The 21129-nt window shown below is 54.6% G+C and carries 14 protein-coding genes and 2 pseudogenes; 5 read left to right on the plus strand and 11 right to left on the minus strand.

Annotation, left to right across the window (positions count from 1 at the left end; all coding sequences use genetic code 11):
* Positions 1-52: 52 nt before the first annotated feature.
* On the minus strand, positions 53-1006 hold the full coding sequence (locus tag J4E00_RS10770) for an NAD-dependent epimerase/dehydratase family protein (RefSeq protein ID WP_208175161.1): 954 nt from the start codon (positions 1004-1006) through the stop codon (positions 53-55).
* An 888-nt stretch (positions 1007-1894) separates the two neighbouring features.
* Here J4E00_RS10770 and J4E00_RS10775 point away from each other — a divergent pair.
* Both J4E00_RS10775 and J4E00_RS10780 read left to right on the plus strand, forming a co-directional pair.
* On the plus strand, positions 1895-2869 hold the full coding sequence (locus J4E00_RS10775) for a glycosyltransferase family 2 protein (protein WP_236049698.1): 975 nt from the start codon (positions 1895-1897) through the stop codon (positions 2867-2869).
* Positions 2870-2880: 11 nt separating this feature from the next.
* On the plus strand, positions 2881-3606 hold the full coding sequence (locus J4E00_RS10780) for a GNAT family N-acetyltransferase (protein WP_208175162.1): 726 nt from the start codon (positions 2881-2883) through the stop codon (positions 3604-3606).
* 637 nt (positions 3607-4243) lie between these two features.
* Here the strand turns inward: J4E00_RS10780 and J4E00_RS10785 are convergent.
* The 9 genes and pseudogenes from J4E00_RS10785 to asnB form a co-directional block, all read right to left on the minus strand.
* Positions 4244-4672 (minus strand): annotated as a pseudogene (locus J4E00_RS10785) (integrase core domain-containing protein); the annotation flags it as partial.
* A gap of 361 nt (positions 4673-5033) precedes the next feature.
* Positions 5034-5168: pseudogene (locus tag J4E00_RS30260) on the minus strand (IS3 family transposase); the annotation flags it as partial.
* Positions 5169-5524: 356 nt separating this feature from the next.
* A complete protein-coding gene (locus tag J4E00_RS10790) occupies positions 5525-6454 on the minus strand; it encodes a glycosyltransferase family 2 protein (RefSeq protein WP_208175164.1) in 930 nt (309 codons plus the stop codon).
* Positions 6455-6524: 70 nt separating this feature from the next.
* The gene (locus J4E00_RS10795) at positions 6525-7631 is read right to left on the minus strand and encodes a DegT/DnrJ/EryC1/StrS family aminotransferase (protein WP_208175165.1); all 1107 of its coding nucleotides are present in this window, start codon (positions 7629-7631) and stop codon (positions 6525-6527) included.
* Positions 7632-7640: 9 nt separating this feature from the next.
* Entirely contained in the window at positions 7641-8513 is an 873-nt protein-coding gene (locus J4E00_RS10800; RefSeq protein WP_208175166.1) for a hypothetical protein, read from the minus strand.
* Positions 8514-8569: 56 nt separating this feature from the next.
* Positions 8570-8992 (minus strand): sugar 3,4-ketoisomerase, encoded by a 423-nt coding sequence (locus J4E00_RS10805; RefSeq protein WP_208175167.1) that lies wholly within the window; start codon positions 8990-8992, stop codon positions 8570-8572.
* Between the two features lie 6 nt (positions 8993-8998).
* A complete protein-coding gene (locus J4E00_RS10810) occupies positions 8999-9973 on the minus strand; it encodes a UDP-glucuronic acid decarboxylase family protein (protein ID WP_236049702.1) in 975 nt (324 codons plus the stop codon).
* A gap of 36 nt (positions 9974-10009) precedes the next feature.
* On the minus strand, positions 10010-11353 hold the full coding sequence (locus J4E00_RS10815; protein ID WP_208175168.1) for a UDP-glucose dehydrogenase family protein: 1344 nt from the start codon (positions 11351-11353) through the stop codon (positions 10010-10012).
* Between the two features lie 48 nt (positions 11354-11401).
* On the minus strand, positions 11402-13351 hold the full coding sequence (gene asnB, locus J4E00_RS10820) for an asparagine synthase (glutamine-hydrolyzing) (RefSeq protein ID WP_208175169.1): 1950 nt from the start codon (positions 13349-13351) through the stop codon (positions 11402-11404).
* Between the two features lie 225 nt (positions 13352-13576).
* Here asnB and J4E00_RS10825 point away from each other — a divergent pair, with 225 nt between their 5' ends.
* From J4E00_RS10825 to J4E00_RS10835, 3 genes are all read left to right on the plus strand, one after another.
* Positions 13577-14002: an acyl-CoA-binding protein gene (locus tag J4E00_RS10825; protein WP_208175170.1), complete on the plus strand. Its 426-nt coding sequence runs from the start codon at positions 13577-13579 to the stop codon at positions 14000-14002.
* A gap of 141 nt (positions 14003-14143) precedes the next feature.
* Positions 14144-17719, plus strand: a complete 3576-nt coding sequence (locus J4E00_RS10830; protein ID WP_208175171.1) for a fibronectin type III domain-containing protein — start codon at positions 14144-14146, stop codon at positions 17717-17719.
* A 168-nt stretch (positions 17720-17887) separates the two neighbouring features.
* Positions 17888-19534 (plus strand): amidase, encoded by a 1647-nt coding sequence (locus J4E00_RS10835; RefSeq protein WP_208175172.1) that lies wholly within the window; start codon positions 17888-17890, stop codon positions 19532-19534.
* A 100-nt stretch (positions 19535-19634) separates the two neighbouring features.
* Here J4E00_RS10835 and J4E00_RS10840 read toward each other — a convergent pair whose 3' ends face one another.
* A complete protein-coding gene (locus J4E00_RS10840; RefSeq protein ID WP_208175173.1) occupies positions 19635-21056 on the minus strand; it encodes an FAD-binding oxidoreductase in 1422 nt (473 codons plus the stop codon).
* Positions 21057-21129: the final 73 nt, after the last annotated feature.

The raw sequence follows: 21129 nt of genomic DNA on the forward strand, positions 1-21129 counted from the left end.
CAAATAGAATAATGGGTTAGCCCTAGAGTGAGCCTTGGTTTGAGTGCGCAGGTTATTTGTCCGCCGGCACCCGCGTGTAGTTCTTCACATACCAGTCCCAGGTTTGGCGTAGGGCCTCCGCGAACGACTGGCAGGGCTTCCAACCGGTGTGGTTGTAAATTTTACTGATGTCGAGCACATTCATCTTCACGTCGAACGGCCGTTCGGGCAAGATACGGATTTGGGGGGTGATGCCCTGAGCGCGTGCCAGGGGCAGCAACAGGTTTACCACCTGGCGGTTGCTGTGGCCTTCGCCACTGCCGATGTTATAGATTTCGCCCGGCTGACCGTCTACCAACGCGGCCACAATGCCGCTGGCCATGTCGCGCAGGTGCAGGTAGTCGCGAACGGTGCCCTCAGTACCGAAGATGTCGATGGTACGCCCGTCAAGCAGCGAAGCTATAGCCGTACCCACAAACCCCTGCCCGGCGTACACCCGCTGGCCTTCGCCGAATGCATTGGCTGGCCGTACGCACACCACAGGCAGCTTATTCATGTGATAGTACATATGGGCGTACTTCTCAATAGCCAGTTTGGTGATGCCGTAGGGCGAAATCGGGTTGGTGGGGTGGTCCTCGTTCAAGGGCATCACATCGGCGGGTCCGTACACAGTGCCACCTGACGATACCCACACAAACTTGCGCAAAGGGAGCTTGGCCGCCTGCTCAAACAGCCGCACGGCTTCGGGCAGGTTGACCAGAATATCATTCACAGGATTCTGAAAGCTGGTGCCAGGCACCGTAGCATAAGCCAGGTCAATCACCTCATCCACAGCACCAAGCGTTTCTATCAACCGCTCAGTAGTTGTGTTGGGGGGGTGCTGGATGTAGCGCACGGTGGGTGCTAGGTGCTGGGCCTCATCTTCTCGGCCTACCACCACTACTGAGCGGTCGCCCCGGCGCAGCAGCTCACCGACCACAATTCGCCCAATAAACCCAGCTCCACCTATGACACAAGTAGTTATCATGTTAAAATCAATTATTTCAGTCAGCGCACCACAGCGTACCACGATGCGTTTAGAAAGCAAAGTTCGTCCATTATCAGCAGTTGGATAGCAGTTACATGCTTTGTGTTGGCAATATTCCTGTCAACTACTTGTTCTCAGATTTGGCAAGTAAGGGCCTTCTTGCTTCATTCTGGCTGAGAATATTTGTGCCGTACCAGCAACTTGGATATTAAAAATAAGCTTATTGTATAAATTGTTTCTATATTATTATCAATAACCTCCTCGCATTTACTGGGCCAGTTAGAAGTAGCGCATCAGGCGTTCTAAATCTCGACCGCAGTGGCGGCAGCCACCACCTCATCGCGTGTTAAATTCTGCAACGCACTGTGCGACCGGAAGCCATTGAAGTGGTCTAGCTAAGCCGGACAGAGTTGGGACGTTGTTTGAAGATGGATTTCGAAGTGGTTGGGTGAGCAGTAGCCGAGCGCGGAGTGGCACCGCTCGGCATTCTAGTAGGCCACGTGGTGGCTGATTTCGAGCTTGGCCTCGGCCAGGCCGGGGAAGCAGCCGCCGTCGAGCAGTTCGGCTTTGAAGCGGCTCTCGCTGGCCAGACGCAGGGCCTCGGCCTTAGATGCCTCTTCGTATTGTACGCCGTTTATCGGGCGACGCCCCGCTGGTTTTGGTTGCCATAACAGTAGAAATATACGCCCTGCTTCTGTCCGCAGTGCCTAGGCCACATCACTACCAAAGCTTACATGGACAAACGCCCGAATAAGTTTTTGGCCAAACTCCTTTCAACTACCATCCTATGACTTAATACATCCCGTTAAAGTATCCTGGTTTTGTAGAGTAATACAGTTGTAGGCAGGAATAATACATGGGTAATAGGCGATGAATGACTAATATTGCATGCTTATTCCCATTGCTTTGATGCTTAACCTGACTGTTGCTAATGCGCCCTTTCTATCTATTGTCAGCCCTGTATATCGGGCTGAGCAGCTAATTGATGAACTAATACGGCGAATTCAACAGTCCATTGAACCTATCACGGAAAACTATGAAATAGTGCTGGTAGATGACAGAGGGCCGGACAATTCTTGGGGTCGCATTGTGGCACAAGCCAATCGGGATTCTCGTATCAAGGGCGTTCGGCTGAGCCGCAATTTTGGACAACACCGCGCAATAACAGCCGGCTTGGAGCATGCAAAGGGCGAATGGGTAGTGGTGATGGACTGCGACTTACAGGACCAACCTGAAGAGATTCCCAAATTATTAGCCGAAGCACAAGAAGGAAATGACATTGTTTTTGCACGGCGCGTTGACCGCCAAGACACTGCACTTAAGCGCTTCTCATCATGGTCGTTTTATCGCATGCTCTCCTACCTTACCGAAACCAAGCAGGACCCCGCCATTGCTAATTTCGGCATCTATCACCGCAAAGTGATAGATGCTGTACTCAGCCTACGCGAAAGCATCCGATATTTTCCCACAATGGTGCGCTGGGTTGGTTTCCGCACATCGGCCGTAGCCGTCGAACATGCCGAACGGTCGGAAGGTACTAGTAGCTACAACTTCAAACGGTTACTCTATCTAGCACTCGATATCATTTTGGCTTATTCTGATAAACCCTTACGTCTAGCAGTAAAATTGGGTCTGGGAATTTCAGTAATGGCTTTTATAATGGTATTGATTATGTTATACCGCTTTGCTACAGGTCAGATTGTAGTGCTTGGCTATACCAGCCTCATTATTTCAGTATGGTTTTTCTCGGGACTTTTACTCTCTGTATTGGGCGTAGTGGGCTTGTACGTAGGGAAAGTATTTGAACAAGTAAAAAATCGACCATTGTATTTAGTTGACCTCGCCATAAATCTGGACGCCTAATACGTATGGATATGAATACTATTGAACATCTTCCTTGGGACAGTGATTTTCTAGGTTACGGCGTCGCCAGATTATCACTGGACTCTCTAAACACACCGGAATTAGCACAAAAGGTTGCGCAAGCCAAAACGGACGGACTGCGCTTACTGTATTTGGTTGCTAGTCCGGCCGATACTACGAGCAACAGAGCGGCACAGCAGGTAAATGCGTTATTAGTCGACCGCAAGGTAACTTTCACCATGCCTGTAAATGCTGTCGAAACGGCTCAAACCATTAGCAGCCACATCCGATTAACGGATGATGCAACTCCTCAACTCGAAAGCCTTGCCTTGCAAAGTGGAGAATACTCGCGTTTTCGACTGGACAGCAATTTTGCTGCAGGTACCTTTGAGCGTCTCTATCACCAATGGCTATATAACTCGCTGAGCCGAACCTTAGCGCGGGAAGTGCTGGTATACGAGCCGGCTCCTGTTACCCCAGCAATGGGTCTATTAACACTAGGTCTCAAGCAAGGTCGCGCCGATATCGGGCTGCTGGCTGTAGATAGCAGCAGTCGAGGCCGAGGGGTAGGCCACCTGCTTATACAGGCCGCCAAACGATTTACGGCTGAATGGGGCTTAACCGAATTGCAGGTAGCTACTCAACTTGATAATCAATCTGCCTGTAACTTCTATCGCAAATGCGGTTTTGTAGAGCACCAAATCGAGTACATTTACCATCTGTGGCTTTCTGTATAAGCTTTACTTTTTCTTTTCACCAATGTTCATTTACAAATTTTCGGTTATCCCGCTTAATAAATATAATTATCCGGTCCCGAAACTCAGTATATTGGACAAGCCATGCGTTCAGGCCAAGTTTCCGGTAATGGCTTAGAGAGTGTTTGGGATTTACGCTGGATGCAAAAGATTGAGAAACGTAGTCAGTTGGCAATCAGCAACTATGCTTGATGACTGGCGGGGTTGAATTCGTAGTAGATGGACAGCCGGCGAAAGCAGGCCAGCCAAGCAAAGGTGCGCTCGACTACTTACCGCTTGACGACTGGCACAAAGCCGCGCATTATTGGCAGTCGGCTGCCTAGTTCGTAACGCAGGCCCAACGCCTGCAGGTGAGCAGCACAGCCGCTCCAACAGCAGTTGTCAGTGAGCACGGTGACCAGGCACTTACCCCAGCCGGTGCGCTTGGAGCAAGCCCAGCACGGCGGCCGTACCGTCGGGACCGTTGGCGGCGTGCACGAAATAGGCAAAAATGCGTAGGGCCGACTTCACGCTTTGGCTGTCCACACACATGAGCGAAGGCGTTGCGCCTCAGTTGGCCTGCACACTTTCTCATTCGGTAAGCCATTCGTTGGCAGAGGTTAAGCGGCTTTGTTTAAATTCAAATGGGGGTCATAAAATTCAAGGTCTGGTGGGACCGTTGGGTATTGTAGTCGAGCATCCATTCGTCCACGAGTTGGCGCACGTGGGCCAGCGAGCGAAACAGATGGGCGTCGAGCAGTTCGCGGCGAAATGAGCCGTTGAAGTGTTCGATGTAGGCATTTTGCGTCGGCTTGCCAGGCTGAATCCAGTGTAGAGCAATGCCTTGCTGCTCGCACCACTCGCTCAACCGGGCACTGATGAACTCGGGGCCGTTGTCCGTGCGCAGCTGCGCGGGGCATCCGTGATAATCGACCAAGCGCGTCAGTACCTGCACGACGCGACTGGCGGGCAACGAGACGTTAATTTCCACGCCCAGAAGTTGACGGTTGCAGTCGTCAAGCATGTTTAGCGTACAAAAGCGTCGGCCATCCGGCAATACATCGCTGGTGAAGTCGAGCGATGTATTGCCGGATGGCCATCGTGGGCACGGCCAAGGGCTGCTTCACGCAGGCAACCGCTTTTTCAAGCGACGAGGCAGATCAGGGCCAGCGCCCGATAAATACGCAGCGTGCGCTTGTGGGTGATGACCAGTCCATTTTTGCGCAAGCGGTGGTGCAGCTTCCAAAATTCCCAGCCCGGGTACCGACCTGCTAATGCCTGCAGGGCCGCCTGCACGGGCTCGTCGTTGCGCCCCCGCACCGGCGGCTGGTAGCTGCCGCGCGCGAGCCCGACTAGGACACACGCGCGGCGCTGACTTCACCCCCTGCTTACTAAGCCCTGCGCTGTCTGGCGTCGCGCCGCAGGGCTGGCTACTTTTTTCGCAGTATCTGCTTGATGGCCTGGTTTTCCAAGCTCAGGTCCGCAAACATCTGTTTGAGCTTGCGATTCTCGTCTTCCAAGTGTTTGAGCCGCGTGAGCTCGGCCACGCTGGTCCCAGCATACTTACTTTTCCAGGCCTAAAAGGTGGCCTCGCTCAAGCCGTGCTCCCGCACAAGCTGGGCGACGGTCTGGCCGCTAGCCTTCTACTGAAGAATGGCCACAATCTGGGCCTCGTTGAATCGTCCTTTTTTCATGTTGCAGTCGTCAGGTAGTGAAGTTACGCCTTTCTCTACGCACTACTGGCGCTCGATTTGGGGAAGCGTACAACAAGCGCACAGTATCCTCATGCGGCGCTCCCGTTCGTTCAGCAAGTGCCTAGCCAGCCACTACAAATGCATCAGAATTGCCATTGACCACTACAATGCACAAATCACCTGACTTTAAACCCCTACCTTGACATTACATAGCTGCAACTTGATTATCAATTCAATATCTCTCTTACTACGTACAATGGTCGCTCTCGGGCAGCATCGAGACCACGCCAGACATATTCGCCAATGACCCCTAATGCCACCATCTGAAAAGCGGATACAAATAACAGCACCACCATCAGCGTAGTCCAACCAGCTGGCTCGTTGGGACTAATTAAACGGAGCGCAATAATATATAGTCCGTATGCTAGTGCAATCCCTCCTAACACTAAGCCTACTACTGAGATGGCGCGAATTGGAAAATAAGAAAATGCCAACAGTGAATCGATGAGTAACTTTATTTTTTTTGATAGTGTCCAGCGGGAAGTGCCTATTTCGCGCTTCCGCCGGACATAGGGAATATTAACGTAAGGGAATCCCAACCATACCATCAGGTAAAAGACATTTGAATTACGCTCTTGCAGCGCTACCACTTCGTCATTTACCTGTCGGTCGAAGAATACAAAATCGAATCCGCCATCAGGGATATTTTTCAGGGCCAGCCGCTTCATCAGCCAGTGAAACGTTTGAGCAAACCAACGGGAAAGGCCCGTTTCTTCACGGTCCTGCCGATTACCGATAACAAGCTTAAAACCCTTTTTCCAGTAATCGTACATTTGCACCATGAGTTCCGGTGGGTCCTGCATGTCGGCAGTAATAACTGCTAGGCAGTCGCCAGTAGCGTGGGCCATACCTGCGACAATAGCGTTGTATGAGCCCACGTTAGCCGCCAAGTCTACAATTCGGATTTTGCTTGGATATGCAGTTTGTGCACGCTGTAAAGCACCCAACGTATCATCACCCGAACCATCGTTTACAAATACATATTCAAAAGTAACTTCTGGATGAAAGTTTGCCTCATTTGCAACAAGTTCGCGAGCCGTCACAGGAATATTATCCTCGTTAAAGTAGCAGGGAATAATAACCGAAAGCTTAGGCATAATGAGAATTATCTATATTAATCATCCGCTTGGCAAGCTAAAGCTGGTTTCGTCGAAATTGGTGATTAGGCTAGCGCAACGAAAAACTTTGCATTGCAGCCGCCACGGCAGCGACATGCTCCTCATTCATACCAGGCCACATAGGTAAGCTCAGGCAGGTAGTAGCCAATTCTTCCGCAATAGGAAAATGTCCGACCGGAAGTTGCAAATCTTGGTATGCCTGCTGCTGGTGAGGCGGTATAGGATAGTGAATAAGTGTACCAATACCTTGCTCGGTCAGGTGTTGCTGCAAAGCATCACGGTGGGGCGTATGGACTACGTAGAGGTGGTATACATGGGTGGCACCCGCTGCTACAGCAGGCAGGCGCAAATCGGCAATGTCAACGAGATACTGGTTGTACCAAGCAGCCACCTGCTGGCGTTGGCGGCTCCATTCAGCTAACTCGGGTAGCTTTACACGCAGTACGGCGGCTTGCAACTCGTCGAGGCGGGAGTTGTAGCCCACCACTTCGTTGTAATACTTTTTTTGTGAGCCATAGTTGTGCAATATGCGCACCTTCTGAGCGAGGTCGTCGTTGTTGGTAGTTACTGCACCAGCATCGCCGAGAGCGCCGAGGTTTTTGCCGGGGTAAAAGCTAGTGCCATTTACGTGGCCGAAGCTGCCAGTAATGCCACCATCAAAAACAGCGCCCTGTGACTGTGCATTGTCTTCCACTACATACAAATTGTACTCCGCTGCAATGTCCATAATCTCCGTCATACGGCACGCCTGACCGTAAAGGTGCACTGGCATAATGGCCCGGGTACGCGGCGTAATAGCCGCAGCAATCAAGGCTGGGTCAAGGTTGCTGGTAGCTAATTCTGGCTCAACGCCTACAGGCGTGGCCCCTACTTGCGTCACGGCCAGCCAAGTGGCGATGTATGTATTCGATGGCACAATCACCTCATCGCCTGGACCGACGCCCAGTACTCGCAGAGCTAGTACCAGCGCATCGAGTCCATTAGCTACGCCCACGGTGTGCGCTACATGGTTGAAGGCGGCATACTCTTGCTCAAACTGTTTTACTTCTTCGCCGAGTATGTACCAATAAGAATCATACACACGTGCGAAGGCATCTGCAATAGCGCCCCGCAGAGGAGCATGTTGAGGTTCAAATGACAGAAAAGGCACATTCATAGAACAGAATTAACAGCTATGGGACGACAGCACATGGCTAGCCGCGCCCAAGCGGAATCCCAGCTTGTCACAAGTGCGAAAAACGGCATGGTTAGTTGCCTGAGTAGTCATCAGCACTGCTTCATGACCTAGCTCTTTAGCTCGATGCAGCGTTTCAGCTACCAGCTTCACATGCCATCCCCGGTTGGCAGTGCCTACTGCGGTGAGCAGCACCCGCGAAAGCTGTCCCCCCAATGCAATTCCATCAGTAATCAGGTCACTAATGGCTAAAAAGGAATCCACTGGTAGCCCAGGGACATTTGGTACCAGTACGGTGGAAGCCAGATTACGAGCCACTGTATTCTCAGCATAATGAGCAAGATAGGCATCGGCGCGTGCATTGCCGAACCAAGTATCGGCATGAAACCGGTCATATAAGTTGCGAGCCGATGCTGATACTTGGCCAATAAGCACTGCTTCATCCATTCGCGCTTCCCTGACAGGAAAGCGTGGATATTCGAAGGTGGACAAATTGTTGCGGTAGTAAGTAAGACGGGTTTCTACCAGACGCCAACCCGACCCAGTCAGCGCTTGAAGTAACTTAACATCTTCAGCTGGTACCACACTAAAAGCATAATAATCTTGGTAGCTCTTAATAAGGTGTTGACGCAGGGCCGTTGCCGATTTTATGAGTTCTATAGAAGTCGCTTCGGGTCCGAACAAGCTGGTAAATAACCGGAAAGTAGGTGTACCAAAATAGTTAGAATCCCAAGCTAGATGGCGTAGCAGCCAATGTATATCGCTATTAGGTGCCGCATAAATTTCGCCCCCTGCTTTGGAGTTCCAATTCGCTGCTTCACCCACACCAAATTTTTCCTGTTCCTCAGCCGAAAACTGTCGCAAAAAAAAGTATGGTGAATAATATGCCAAAGCTTCCCTCCGGGCAGTAAGCAATGCTGCTATACTCGCTGTGCCCATCGCTGCCGGAATATCTCGTAATCACGAATGTAATCAGTTTCGTCGTAGGGAGTCGACGCTAATGCCAATTGAACTGCAGTATGAGAGTATTGTATAGTATGCCAAGCACTGGGTGGCACATAGAGACCAACATTCGGGTCTTTCAGCCGAAAGCTCTGGATGGTACCATCCGCTAATTCCGTGGTAACGATGATGCGTCCTGCAGCGGCAATCAACACTTGTTCCGTGCGATGATGCGCATGACGGCCGCGTACGATGCTTTCAGGTGTATAATAGGTCCAAAAGACCCGTTGTACTTCAAATGGCAACGGGTCTTTCGCATTTTCACCAACTGAAATGTATCCAATATCCGGCGCCCCTAGCTTGGAGAACTGTATAAGGTAAGGATGCGGATAATTAGTCATGCCCGTTTATTTAACGTGCTCCTTGAAGTATTCCAGCGTGCGGCGCAAGCCTTCGGCCCTGTCCACTTTAGGTTCCCAGCCCAAGATTTCCTTAGCTTTGGTAATGTCGGGCCGGCGTTTCATGGGGTCATTTTCTGGTAGCGCCTGATAGGTCGGCTTGAACTCGACACCGGTGAGGCGGGCAATTTCTTCACCGAACTCTTTAATGGTGATTTCCGATGGGTTACCGATGTTCACCGGCAGATGGTAATCACTGAGCAGCAAGCGGTATATACCTTCCACGAGGTCATCGACGTAGCAGAACGAGCGGGTTTGGGAGCCGTCGCCGAATACGGTCAGGTTCTCGCCGCGCAGGGCCTGTGAGAGGAAAGCTGGCAACACACGACCATCGTCGAGGCGCATACGCGGGCCGTAGGTGTTGAAAATGCGGATAATGCGCGTTTCCAGACCGTGATGGTTGTGATAGGCCATGGTAATAGCCTCCTGAAAACGCTTGGCTTCGTCATAGCAGCCACGTGGGCCTACGGGGTTCACGTTGCCGAAGTATTCTTCTACCTGCGGGTGTATTTCAGGGTCGCCATAAACTTCTGAAGTACTGGCAATCAGCATACGGGCACCTTTCACGCGGGCTAGGCCTAATAGGTTATGCGTACCAAGCGAACCAACTTTAAGGGTCTGAATTGGGATTTTGAGGTAGTCAATCGGCGAGGCCGGCGAGGCAAAATGCAGAATGTAATCCAGCTTGCCGGGCACGAAGACGAACTTGCTTACATCGGCCTGATGAAACTCGAAATCAGGCCGGCCAAACAGGTGTTCGATGTTCTGGATGGAACCCGTAATCAGGTTGTCCATTGCCACCACATGGTAACCCTCTCTCAGGAACCGGTCGCAGAGGTGCGAACCCAGAAAGCCGGCACCGCCAGTAATCAGGACGCGTTTTTTTTCTTCGGTATTGTTGGTCATATTCTTTGTTGTCGTCATGCAGATGGAACGTCATGCTTCACATGACATACTTTTTTACGCCTGGACTGGCTCCTTATGGTCAGTTTTGATACCGATACAGTGATACACAAAACCCATTTCCTTCATTTCAGCAGGCTCGTAGATATTGCGGCCGTCGAAAATGACCTGCTGCTTCATCAGTCGGGACATTACTTTGAAATTGGGAACCCGGAACTCAGGCCACTCAGTCACCACCAATAACGCATCAGCGTCGAGTAGGGCATCAAATTCGTCTTTAGCATAGGTGATGCTGTCGCCTAGCGAGTGCTGAGCTTCGGGCATAGCGACGGGGTCGTAAGCCGTCACGGTGCACCCAGCTGCCAGCAGCTTTTCAATGATAACCAGCGATGGGGCCTCGCGCATGTCGTCGGTTTTTGGCTTAAAGGACAATCCCCATACGGCTATTTTAAGGCCGCGCAAGTCGCCCCCGAAGTGGGCGTTTACCTTATTAAAGAGTACCGATTTTTGGTTTTCGTTCACGCCTTCCACGGCGCGGAGCACCTGCATGTCGTAGCCATTTTCCTGAGCGGTTTTAATCAGCGCCTTTACGTCTTTTGGGAAGCATGAGCCGCCGTAGCCGATGCCAGGATAAATGAACTTGGTGCCAATTCGCGCATCGGAGCCGATGCCGCGGCGCACCATGTTCACGTCGGCGCCCATGATTTCGCACAGGTTAGCCACATCGTTCATGAAGCTGATTTTGGTGGCCAGCATGGAGTTGGCCGCGTATTTCGTCATCTCCGCCGATGGAATATCCATGAAGATAATCGGGTGACCGTTGAGTAGGAACGGCTTGTAGAGTCGGCTCATCACCTCCTCGGCGCGGGCCGAAGAAATGCCCACTACAATACGGTCAGGCTTGAGGAAGTCATCAATAGCAGCGCCTTCTTTCAGGAACTCGGGGTTGGAAGCGACGTCGAACTCAATATTGGCACCACGGGCGGCTAGGGCGCTTTCCAACTCGGTACGAACTTTGGCAGCAGTACCAACTGGTACTGTACTCTTAGTGACAATCACGCAGTAGTTGTTCATGCTCTCACCAATACCTCGGGCCACGGCCAGCACATATTTTAGGTCAGCAGAACCATCTTCGCCGGGGGGAGTACCTACAGCGATGAACGCTACGTCACAGTCGGTAATGGCTTCAGCCAGGTTGGTGGAGAAATGCAGACGGCCCTTTTCCACGTTGCGGCTCACCATTTCTTCAAGGCCAGGCTCGTAAATCGGCAGGATTCCTTTGTGCAGGTTGTCAATTTTTTTCTGGTCGATGTCGATGCAGGTTACATCAATGCCAACTTCGGCAAAACACGTTCCCGTTACCAAACCGACGTAGCCGGTTCCTACTACTGCTATTTTCATGTATAAAGGTATTTCTAAAGGCAAAGCGGGTTTATTTACCACGCTAATTTAGGCCGAGAGCCCATTGCTTGTGCGTCTTACAGGTGCCGATTCACCGGTCATGTACTGTTTCCACCACGTCTGAAACACGATGAGCCCCCAGATACGGGCGTGCACATCGCCTGGATTACGCGAGAAAAGCTGCGTCTTGAGCGCCCGGATGGCATCTACGTCGAAGATGCCCTGGCTTTCGATGAATTCGTCGCGTAGCAAATCATTTTCAATCAGCCCGCGCAACTCGCCGCGCATCCACTTCAGCAGGGGCACTTCAAAACCGTGCTTGGGCCGGTCGTAGAGTTCGACGGGCAACTCGGAGCGGAAGGCATCCTGCACGATGCGCTTCTTCATGTTAGCATCTACTTTGCTGCTGACAGGGAGCGAGAAGGCGAAGTTGACTACTTTGTAATCAAGGAAAGGCGTGCGGACTTCCAGCGAGTTGGCCATGCTCATCATGTCCACTTTGGTGAGCATGTCGTAGGGCAGTACAAGCTTCATGTCGGTGAGCAGCACCTCGTTGAGGTCGCCATCGGCGTGCAGGTCTTCGAGGATGTCTTTGCGGCGCTTAACAATGGCTTTCTTGCCCACTTTGCGGCGGCTGGCTGCGCTGAGCAAGCTGCGCGCATCACTGGCTGAGGTAAAGCTGGCCCAGTCCCAGTACCGGTCTTTCACGCCGGCCGTCATGCCGCGCGAGAAGCGCTGAAGCTGGCGGATACGGTTACCAAAGAAGGAGTTACGCGACTTGGGCAGCGCATCCCATACAAAGCCCAGAGCCGTCACAGCTTCGGCTTTCACGCCGCCCTGCCGCACTTTGAACTCGCCCATGTGCTTATTGTAGCCGCCGAACATTTCGTCGGCACCATCGCCGCTCAATGCTACGGTTACCTGCTGACGGGTGCGCTGGCTGAGGATATACACGGCCAGGGCTGAGGAGTCGGCAAAAGGCTCATCGAGGTAGTCCAGCATGTTGTGGATGTGCTCGTAGAGGTCATCGTTGGTCAGCGAGAAAACCGTGTGGTTGGTCTTGTGGCGGGCAGCCACGAGGTTGGCATACTTGGTTTCGTCGAAGAAGGGCTCGTCTTTGAACCCAATACTGAACGTGTTGAGGTGGGGGGTATGACGGGCGGCCAGCGCAGTAATCACGCTGGAGTCGATGCCGCCGCTGAGGAAGGCGCCGAGGGGTACATCTGCCACGAGGCGGCGCTGTACAGCACCATCCATCAACTCGACCAGCTTTTTCTGCTGCTGCTCGTAGCTGAGCTTGTTTTTGGCGACCTTTTTGGGGTCGTAAGGGATTTTATACCAAGCCTTGCCAACTACTTTATTGTCCTTGATATAGAGGTAGTGGCCGGGCAGCAGCTTCTTAACACCCTTGAAAATGCTGGCGGGGCCGGGGATGTAGTTGAGCTGTAAATACTGGCTCAAGGCCACGTAATCGAGCTTGCGCGGCACGCCCAGCGCCATGATAGATTTCATCTCCGAGGCAAAAAACAGCTTGTCTTCGTCGCGGTAGATGAGCAGCGGCTTTACGCCAAACCGGTCGCGGGCGATGAGCAGTGAGTTTTCCTCCTTATCATAGATGGCGAAGCCGAAGAAGCCGTTCAGCTTCTTGATGAAGCTGCGACCTTCAGTGATGTACATCTGAAGGATGACTTCGGTATCAGTCTGTGAGTGGAAGCGGCAGCCACGCTTGATGAGCTTTTCGCGCAGTTCGCGGTAGTTGAAAATTTCGCCGTTGAATACGATGGTGTAGCGGCCCGACTCATCGGTCATAGGCTGGTTGCCATCGGCCGAAAGGTCGAGAATGGCCAACCGGCGGAAGCCCAGCCCACACTGGTCGTACATAAAATGACCCTCCGAATCAGGGCCGCGGCGGATGATGGCGTCGGTAGACGCTTGCAGGTTGGTCAGGGACTGACGACCTGTTTCGGTAAAGGCAAATACTCCGGTTATTCCACACATAGTAGCTCGCAAAAGTACGACCCCGCAACCTAAAGGTCAGCCCCGGGGTATTGTCTAAACCACGGATTTATCGGATTTATCAGATTTCACTGGTTTCGTGGGCGAAGTTAGGTCGGCGACAACTAGCCTTGCTGGGTGGCAATGAACCTATTAGTGCTCTCCGGCCCGGATTCGTGGCCTACAATCTGTTTTCATTTCTTTCCCATCCTTCTCTAATTTCCAACAATGGACCTCAACGCACAATTTCAGGAAGCCGCGCAGCAAGTCAATAACCTCCCCGGTGATGTGGCCGCCCCCCATATGACCGAGCTTTACGGCCTCTATAAGCAAGCCACTGAAGGCGATGTGAATATGCAGCCTGGTGAAGTAGATGCTGCCGCTGCTGACAAGGCCGATGGCCCCGCCGGCCTCTCCCAGGCACAATGGGACTCGTGGAACCAGTTCAAGGGTGTGCCTGAGGAGGAAGCTATGCGCCGCTATGTGACCAAAGCGGCCGAAATAACCGGCACGGGCGGCACCGCAACCGAAGCCAGTGAAGTACCCACCGACGGCCAGACCGGCTCACCTCGTACCAGCGACCATGGCGGCCTGCGCGGGATACTGGGCGGTTCGCCTTATAGCGGCGAGGAAGAGCTAAAAAAAGAGCAATAAGCCCTGGTTTGCCGCTCTTAAAACAGCGCCATCGCTGATGGCTGAGGCTTTAGAGTTGTTACCGAATTTTATTTATTGAATGGCTGCAAGGTATTACCTTGCAGCCATTTGTGTTTTCAAATCTTTTTATTCCCTCATTGCATGAAACAGTCTTTACTCTTTCCTATCAAAAACCTCTTTGCGAAAGGGTGGTCGCTCTCGTACCACGCCTGGCTTTCGATAACGGCACTGACTGGCTTGACGGCCCTGGTAGCTCCCGCACAGGCTCAAACGGTTGACATTGCGGTAACGAGCGTGCTGACGATGGGGCAACTGCCCGCAGGCCTGGGCCGCCACGCCCCACAGGCCTACGTGACCAACAATGGCGGCAGCACCCGCACCAATATCTCAGTCTCGCTTGCGGTGAGTGGTGCTACAGCTTTCACCAATGTTCAAGTTGTGCCCTCGTTGGCGGCGGGCGCGTCGGCGCTGGTCAAATTTGCAGCTTACACGCCGCTGACCACGGGCACCAACACGGTGACGGTGACGGTACCAGCCGATGGAAATAACACGAACAACTCGCAAAGCGCCAGCCAGCAAATAACCAGCGGCACGTTCTGCTACGCGGGGGCTGCCGAAGTTCCGGTCAGCGGGCGCGGTATTTCGAGCAACGGCCAGGATGCCATCGTGGCCTCGAAGTTCACGGCGGCAGCACCGGTGCGGCTCACCAGCGTGAGCAATTTCACTTCGAACAATACTACCAATGTAGGGCAGCCGCTCACAGCCGTGGTGATGAGCGCGGCCGGCACCATCCTCGCCCGCTCGGCCACAACCATCATTCAAACAGCGGACCTGAACACGCGCAAGACGTATGCGCTACTGACACCCGTGACTGTGTCGGACGACTTTTTGGTCGGGTTTCTGGTGGCCAACGACCAGTATTCGCCCATCGGTTGCAATGCTGAACTGCCGCCTCGGTCCGGAGCTTTTTATAGTGTTGACCAGACCACTTATGGTGGGACGCCCAGTGAGCTGTTGGCGGTTGATGGGTCGACCAGTAAGCTGTATATCGCAGCCGTAGGTGCAGCAGCTCCGGCCTGCTCCAACCCTACCAACCTTACGGCCACAAATGTTACTGGGACTTCGGCTCAGCTTAGCTTCATGCCCGGCAATGGCAACACCAGCTACCTGGTGAGCTATGCCCCGGCCAGCGGTGGTGCGGCCCAAACCCAAACCGTTACTGCTTCCCCGGTTACCATTACGGGTCTGCAGCCGGGTGCAGCCTACATTGCTACCGTCACCGGTAGCTGCGGGGCCCAAACGGCTTCGCCGCCAGCCCAACTCTATTTTGGCACCGTGCCGCCCAACGACCAATGCTCCGACCCCGGCGTGCCCACCCTGGCCTGCGGACAAACCGTGACAGGCACCACATTTGGTTCGACCAGCACCAACGACCCCACGGGCAGCTTCAACGGCGACCAGATTTGGCCGGCTTCGGGTGGCGTGTTTTATCGTTTCACGGGCACTGGTGCGGCCATCACCCTGAGCATGTGTGGCAGCAGTGACATCTACGATGCCCAGCTTTTCGTGCTGCGTGGCAATAATTGCAACAGCCTCACCATTGTGGCATCTAATGACGACGGTTGTGGTGCCTCAGGCGATGCTACTATGTCGCTGCTCACTTTCAACTCAACAGTGGGCCAGAACTACTTCATCTATGTAACCGGTTTCACCGGGGCGCAGGGCAGCTTTGCGCTGTCGGTTTCGTGCGCAGGCTTGCCCGACCTGGTGGTGAGCACTCCGCAAACCGTGCCGGGCGGTGCCTACCGCAATGTGACCATTACGGGTCCTGCTACGGGCGGCGCGGGCACGGCCACTCTCACGGCACCGCTCAACGTGGCAGGCACCCTGCTCGTGCAAGCAGGCGGTACGCTGGTAGCCAACTGCCAGCCTATCACGGGCGTGGGCAGCTTCCAACTGGCAGCCGGGGGCACCCTGGCTATCTGCGATGCCGTGGGCATCAGCCAAACGGCTAATACCGGCGCCGTGCGCGTGACGGGCACCCGCACCTTCAGCAATGACGCGAGCTATATCTACAACGGCGTATCGACGCAGGTGACAGGCGATGCCTTGCCCGCGCAGGTGCGCAACCTCACCGTCAACAATGACAACGACCTGACCCTGAACGCAGGTCTCACGGTGAAGCAAGTGCTGCGCCTTACCAATGGCAGTCTGCAAACTGCTGGCTTGCCGCTGTTGCTGCCTTCGAACGCGACGGGTACAGCGCTGGTCTACAACGAAGGCACGGGCGTGGTGAACGGCACGGCCACGATGCAACGCTACATCACGCCTACCAACGCGGGCTTGGGCTACCGCCATTACGCAACCCCGATGAGCAATAGCACGGTAGCCGATTTGAGTACGTCGGGGTTCACACCGATAGTAGGCAATGCGTATAACGCAGCGGCCCAGCCGGGCCTCACCACGCCGTTTCCGAACGTGTTTGGCTACGACCAATCCCGTTTTGTTACGGCCACTAACAACATCACTGGTTTCGATAAAGGCTGGGCGAGCCCAAGCGGTACCAACACGCCGCTGGCAGTAGGACAAGGATATACCGTTAACATAGGTGGCACGCAGCTGGTAGATTTTGTGGGGAGCCTAAATACCGGGCCCGTGGCCGTGGCCATGAGCCGGGGCACCGACGCCCAGGCTGGCTGGCAACTGGTAGGCAACCCCTACCCTTCGCCTCTCGACTGGAGCCTGGTGGCTGCCGCCGACCGGCCGGGCCTCGATGCCGCGATGTATGTGTTTGAAAGCAGCTCGCAGTACGGCGGCCAGTACCGCTCGTATACAAACGGCGTTGGGGCCGGCAACCCCGAAGTGCCCAGCAGCCAAGGCTTTTTCGTGCGGGTAAGCGCCGGACAAAGCGCAGGCAGCCTGACGTTCCGCAACAGCCAACGCGTGACGACCTTTGGGACGCAGGCATCCTTCCGCCGGGGTGTCGCCGACCTGCGTCCCCAGGTGGAACTGACCTTGAGCGCCCCCAATGGCCTAACCGACCCGACACACGTTTACTTTGAAACCGGCGCCACAGCTGCCCCCGACGCGGCTTTCGACGCCGAAAAGCTATTCAACTCCAATGGGTTGTCGCTGGCCAGCGTGGCCGCTGGCACCGAGTTGGCCATCAACGGTCTGCCGGCGCAGCTGCACACCACCACTAGTGTCCCCCTGACGTTGCGCGTACCGACCGGCGCAGGCACCTATTCACTCGCGGCTACTAAGCTGCTGAACCTGGCGGCCACTGGCACGAGTGTCTACCTGCTCGACGCCACCACTGGCCAGCGCGTGAACCTGCAGCAGCAGCCCAGCTATACCTTTGCCCTCACAGCAACCGAGGCGACTGGAGTTATCAGCCAGCGCTTTAGCCTGCAGTTTGGGCCCCAGGCTACTCCCACAGCCAACGTAGCTCAACTAGATGCGGCAAGCGTACAAGTATTTCCCAACCCGGCCCGGGGCAGCTTTACACTGCTGGTACCGCGAGTTGAAGCTGCCACGCAGGTAGAAGTCCAGCTGATTAACAGCTTGGGGCAATTGGTAGGAACCCGCCAGCTCCCTCTCCCGGGCACCGGACTACGCACCGATTTCGAAACGACAGCATTGGCGCCCGGCGTTTACTTACTACAGGTAAAGGCTGGCAACGCGGCACTCATCAGCAAGCGCCTGTTGGTGGAGTAATTCGTATCGGCCTGCACAGTGCAGACCAAGCAGTGCAAAAAATCCCTCTTTCTTTATTGGAAGAGGGATTTTTTTGGTTAATAAAGTTGCCGTTCCAGACTGTAAGATTGCGCAGTATACTTGTAAGCTACTTGGTTTTACCAACTTTCCTTCCGCCTAATTTCCATTATGAACCGTCGTCTTTTCCTGAATAACGGCACCCGCGCGGCTCTCACGGCCGTCTTGTTGCCCGCGGTAGCCTGCCAATCAGCTACTGATAAGTCGGCGGCTGATGCTTCGGCGGTCAGTGGCGATGCTTCCGAAAAAATGCCTGATGCACCCTTCGCCTTGCACGAAGCCACCGTGACCGACTTGCAGGACCGCATGGCCAAAGGCACCGAAACTGCCCGCAGCCTAAGCGAAAAATATCTAGTCCGCATCAAGGCACTAAACGAGGCCGGGCCGATGCTGCGCGCCGTCATCGAAACCAACCCCGACGCGCTGACCATTGCCGACGTCCTGGACAAAGAACGCAAAGCCGGTAAGGTACGCGGCCTGCTGCACGGCATTCCGGTGCTGCTGAAAGACAACATCGACAGCGGCGACCAGATGATGACGACGGCTGGGTCCTTAGCGCTTGTGGGGCACAAGTCCAGGCAGGATGCCTTCATCGTGCAGAAGCTGCGGGACGCCGGCGCGGTGCTGCTGGGCAAAACCAACATGAGCGAGTGGGCCAACTTCCGCTCCTCGCACTCGGTGAGCGGCTGGAGCAGCCGAGGCCAGCAGAGCCGCAACCCCTACGTGCTGGACCGCAGCACTAGCGGTTCCAGTTCCGGGTCGGGCGCAGCAGTGGCGGCCAACCTATGCGCCGTGGCCATTGGTACCGAAACAGATGGCTCTGTGGTATCGCCGGCGTCGTGCAATGGGCTGGTGGGTCTCAAACCCACGGTGGGCCTGCTGAGCCGCAACGGCATCATTCCCATTTCAAGCACTCAGGATACCGCTGGCCCCATGACCCGTACCGTGCACGACGCGGCCGTATTGCTGGGCGCTATGGCTGGCCCTGATGCAGCCGACCCTGCCCGCCTGCCCATTCCTGCTAATACGCCCACCGACTACACTACCTTTCTTAAAACTGATACGTTGAAAGGCCAGCGCCTAGGTGTAGAGAAAGCGCACTTGAACGGGCCGCCCGCTGTGGCAAAGCTGCTCCGGGAAGCCGTAGAAGCGTTGAAAGCGCAGGGGGCGACGGTGGTGGAAGTAGAGTTGAACAAGTTGATAAATCCGTTGGGAGAGACAGAATTTGAGGTAATGCTTTATGAATTCAAGGACGGCGTGAACCGGTACCTGGCCAATGCCGGAACGTCGGTGCACAACCTCGCCGACGTTATTGCCTACAATAATGCGCACGCGGCCCAAGCCATGCCCATTTTCCAGCAGGAGACTCTAATCCGGGCAGAAGCTACCGATGGCCTGAATAGTCCCAAATACAAGGCCGCCGTGCAGAAAACCGTAACGGGCGCGCGCCAAGCCATCGATGGCCTACTGAAAGCACAGCAGCTCATGGCCATTATTGGTGTGACGACCGGCCCAGCCTGGTGCATTGATTGGGTAAACGGCGACTATTCAACAGGCGTGGATTTTTCTTCTCCGGCTGCTATGGCGGGCTACCCACACCTCACCGTGCCAATGGGGCAGGTACTCGGGCTGCCGGTAGGGCTGTCGTTTGTGGGCGGCGCATACCAGGAAGGGCATTTGCTGGGGTTGGGCTACGCTTATGAGCAGGCCACGCACAAGCGAGCAGCACCAACGTTCCGGTCCACGGTGGGCATATAGCATGAGTACCCCGAATTTTCAATTTGGCCCGCCAGAACATCATCGTTCAATAGGCCGAATTGAAAATTCGGGGTACTCGTGCCATTGGGCGCGGGGTTGACTAGAAAATTTTGCCCGGATTCAGGATGCCGTGCGGGTCGAACACGTTCTTAATGCCGCGCATCAGGTTCAGGTTGGCTTCTTTGAGAGCGATACCGATGTAGCCTTTCTGCACCAGCCCAATGCCGTGCTCACCGGAAATGGTGCCGCCCAGCTTCACGCACAGCTCAAAGATTTCGGTGATGGGCTGGCGCAGGCCCACGTTCCACATCTCGTCGTCCAAGTCGCCGCGGATGATGTTGACGTGTAGGTTGCCGTCGCCAGCATGACCATAGCACACGCTCTTGAAGCCATAGCGGGCACCGATTTCCTTCACGCCTTTGAGGAGCGTGGGCAATTCGGCGCGGGGGACTACGGTGTCTTCTTCCTTGTATACCGAGTTATAGCGCACGGAATTGCCGATGTTCCGACGGATGCGCCAAAGGTCATCTTTCTGGCCGGCCGTATCGGCGAGCAGGATTTCGCCCACGTCGTATTTCTCCAGCACTCCATACACCTGCTCGGCCTCCTTATAGAGCTCATCCAAATCCTGACCGTCGAGCTCTATGAGCAAGTGGGCTTTGATGTCTTCGGGCAGCGTCAGCGGGATTTTCAGGTAATCCGAAGACCAGGCAATGGCCTCGCGCTCCATAAACTCCATGCCCGAGGGGATAATACCGGCCCGGAATACCGCCGAAACCGCATCAGCCGCTTGCTCTTCCAGCCGGAAGGGCACCAGCATCAGGATGTTGTGCTGCGGAAAAGGCAGCAAGCGAAACACCACTTTGGTGATAATACCTAGCGTGCCCTCCGAGCCCACCATGAGCTGGGTGAGGTTGTAGCCGGTGGAGTTTTTGAGTGTGTTGGCGGCCGTCCAGATGATGTCGCCGGTGGGCAGCACCACTTCCAGGTTCAGCACGTAGTCTTTGGTGGTGCCGTATTTCACGGCTTTGGGGCCGCCGCTGCTGTGGGCCAGGTTGCCACCTAAGGAGCAGCTGCCCTTACTGGCCGGGTCGGGCGGATAAAACAGGCCCACCTCCTTCACCGCGTTCTGAAACACCTCGTTTATCACACCAGGCTCCACGGTAGCTTGCAGGTTGCGCTCATCAATCTGGATGATTTTATTAAGGCGCTCGGTGCTGAGCACCACACCGTGGTGGATGGGCAACGCGCCGCCGCTCAGCCCAGTACCCGCTCCCCGGGGCGTCACAGGTAGGCGGTTTTCATGACAAAGGCGCATAATATGGCCTATTTCCTCGGCAGAGCCGGGGCGCAGCACTACGTCGGGGGCGAAATGGAAATCCTCGGTATGGTCGCGGCCATAATCGGCGTAGGCATCGGCAGTAGCCGCCGCCTCGGCACGCTGGGCCGTGAGTACATGCGCGGGACCAACAATGGCCTCAAAGGCAACCAATAATTCGGGGGTCAAAACGTTAAAATCCATGAGCGGTAAAACTAGAAACGCCGCGCAAACTATCTTTGCGGCCGATGGGGAGGGTGACAACGAAGATACTACC

The organism is Hymenobacter negativus, assembly GCF_017571495.1.
In the GTDB taxonomy this organism is placed as follows: Bacteria; Bacteroidota; Bacteroidia; order Cytophagales; family Hymenobacteraceae; genus Hymenobacter; species Hymenobacter negativus.

Bases quoted from the DNA above. Each gene is read 5' to 3' on its own strand.
- J4E00_RS10830 (WP_208175171.1), top strand. From the start codon at position 14,144: ATGAAACAGTCTTTACTCTTTCCTATCAAAAACCTCTTTGCGAAAGGG.
- J4E00_RS10790 (WP_208175164.1), bottom strand. From the start codon at position 6,454: ATGCCTAAGCTTTCGGTTATTATTCCCTGCTACTTTAACGAGGATAAT.
- J4E00_RS10815 (WP_208175168.1), bottom strand. From the start codon at position 11,353: ATGAAAATAGCAGTAGTAGGAACCGGCTACGTCGGTTTGGTAACGGGA.
- J4E00_RS10795 (WP_208175165.1), bottom strand. From the start codon at position 7,631: ATGAATGTGCCTTTTCTGTCATTTGAACCTCAACATGCTCCTCTGCGG.
- J4E00_RS10835 (WP_208175172.1), top strand. From the start codon at position 17,888: ATGAACCGTCGTCTTTTCCTGAATAACGGCACCCGCGCGGCTCTCACG.
- J4E00_RS10840 (WP_208175173.1), bottom strand. From the start codon at position 21,056: ATGGATTTTAACGTTTTGACCCCCGAATTATTGGTTGCCTTTGAGGCC.
- J4E00_RS10810 (WP_236049702.1), bottom strand. From the start codon at position 9,973: ATGACGACAACAAAGAATATGACCAACAATACCGAAGAAAAAAAACGC.
- asnB (WP_208175169.1), bottom strand. From the start codon at position 13,351: ATGTGTGGAATAACCGGAGTATTTGCCTTTACCGAAACAGGTCGTCAG.
- J4E00_RS10805 (WP_208175167.1), bottom strand. From the start codon at position 8,992: ATGACTAATTATCCGCATCCTTACCTTATACAGTTCTCCAAGCTAGGG.
- J4E00_RS10770 (WP_208175161.1), bottom strand. From the start codon at position 1,006: ATGATAACTACTTGTGTCATAGGTGGAGCTGGGTTTATTGGGCGAATT.
- J4E00_RS10775 (WP_236049698.1), top strand. From the start codon at position 1,895: ATGCTTATTCCCATTGCTTTGATGCTTAACCTGACTGTTGCTAATGCG.
- J4E00_RS10825 (WP_208175170.1), top strand. From the start codon at position 13,577: ATGGACCTCAACGCACAATTTCAGGAAGCCGCGCAGCAAGTCAATAAC.
- J4E00_RS10780 (WP_208175162.1), top strand. From the start codon at position 2,881: ATGAATACTATTGAACATCTTCCTTGGGACAGTGATTTTCTAGGTTAC.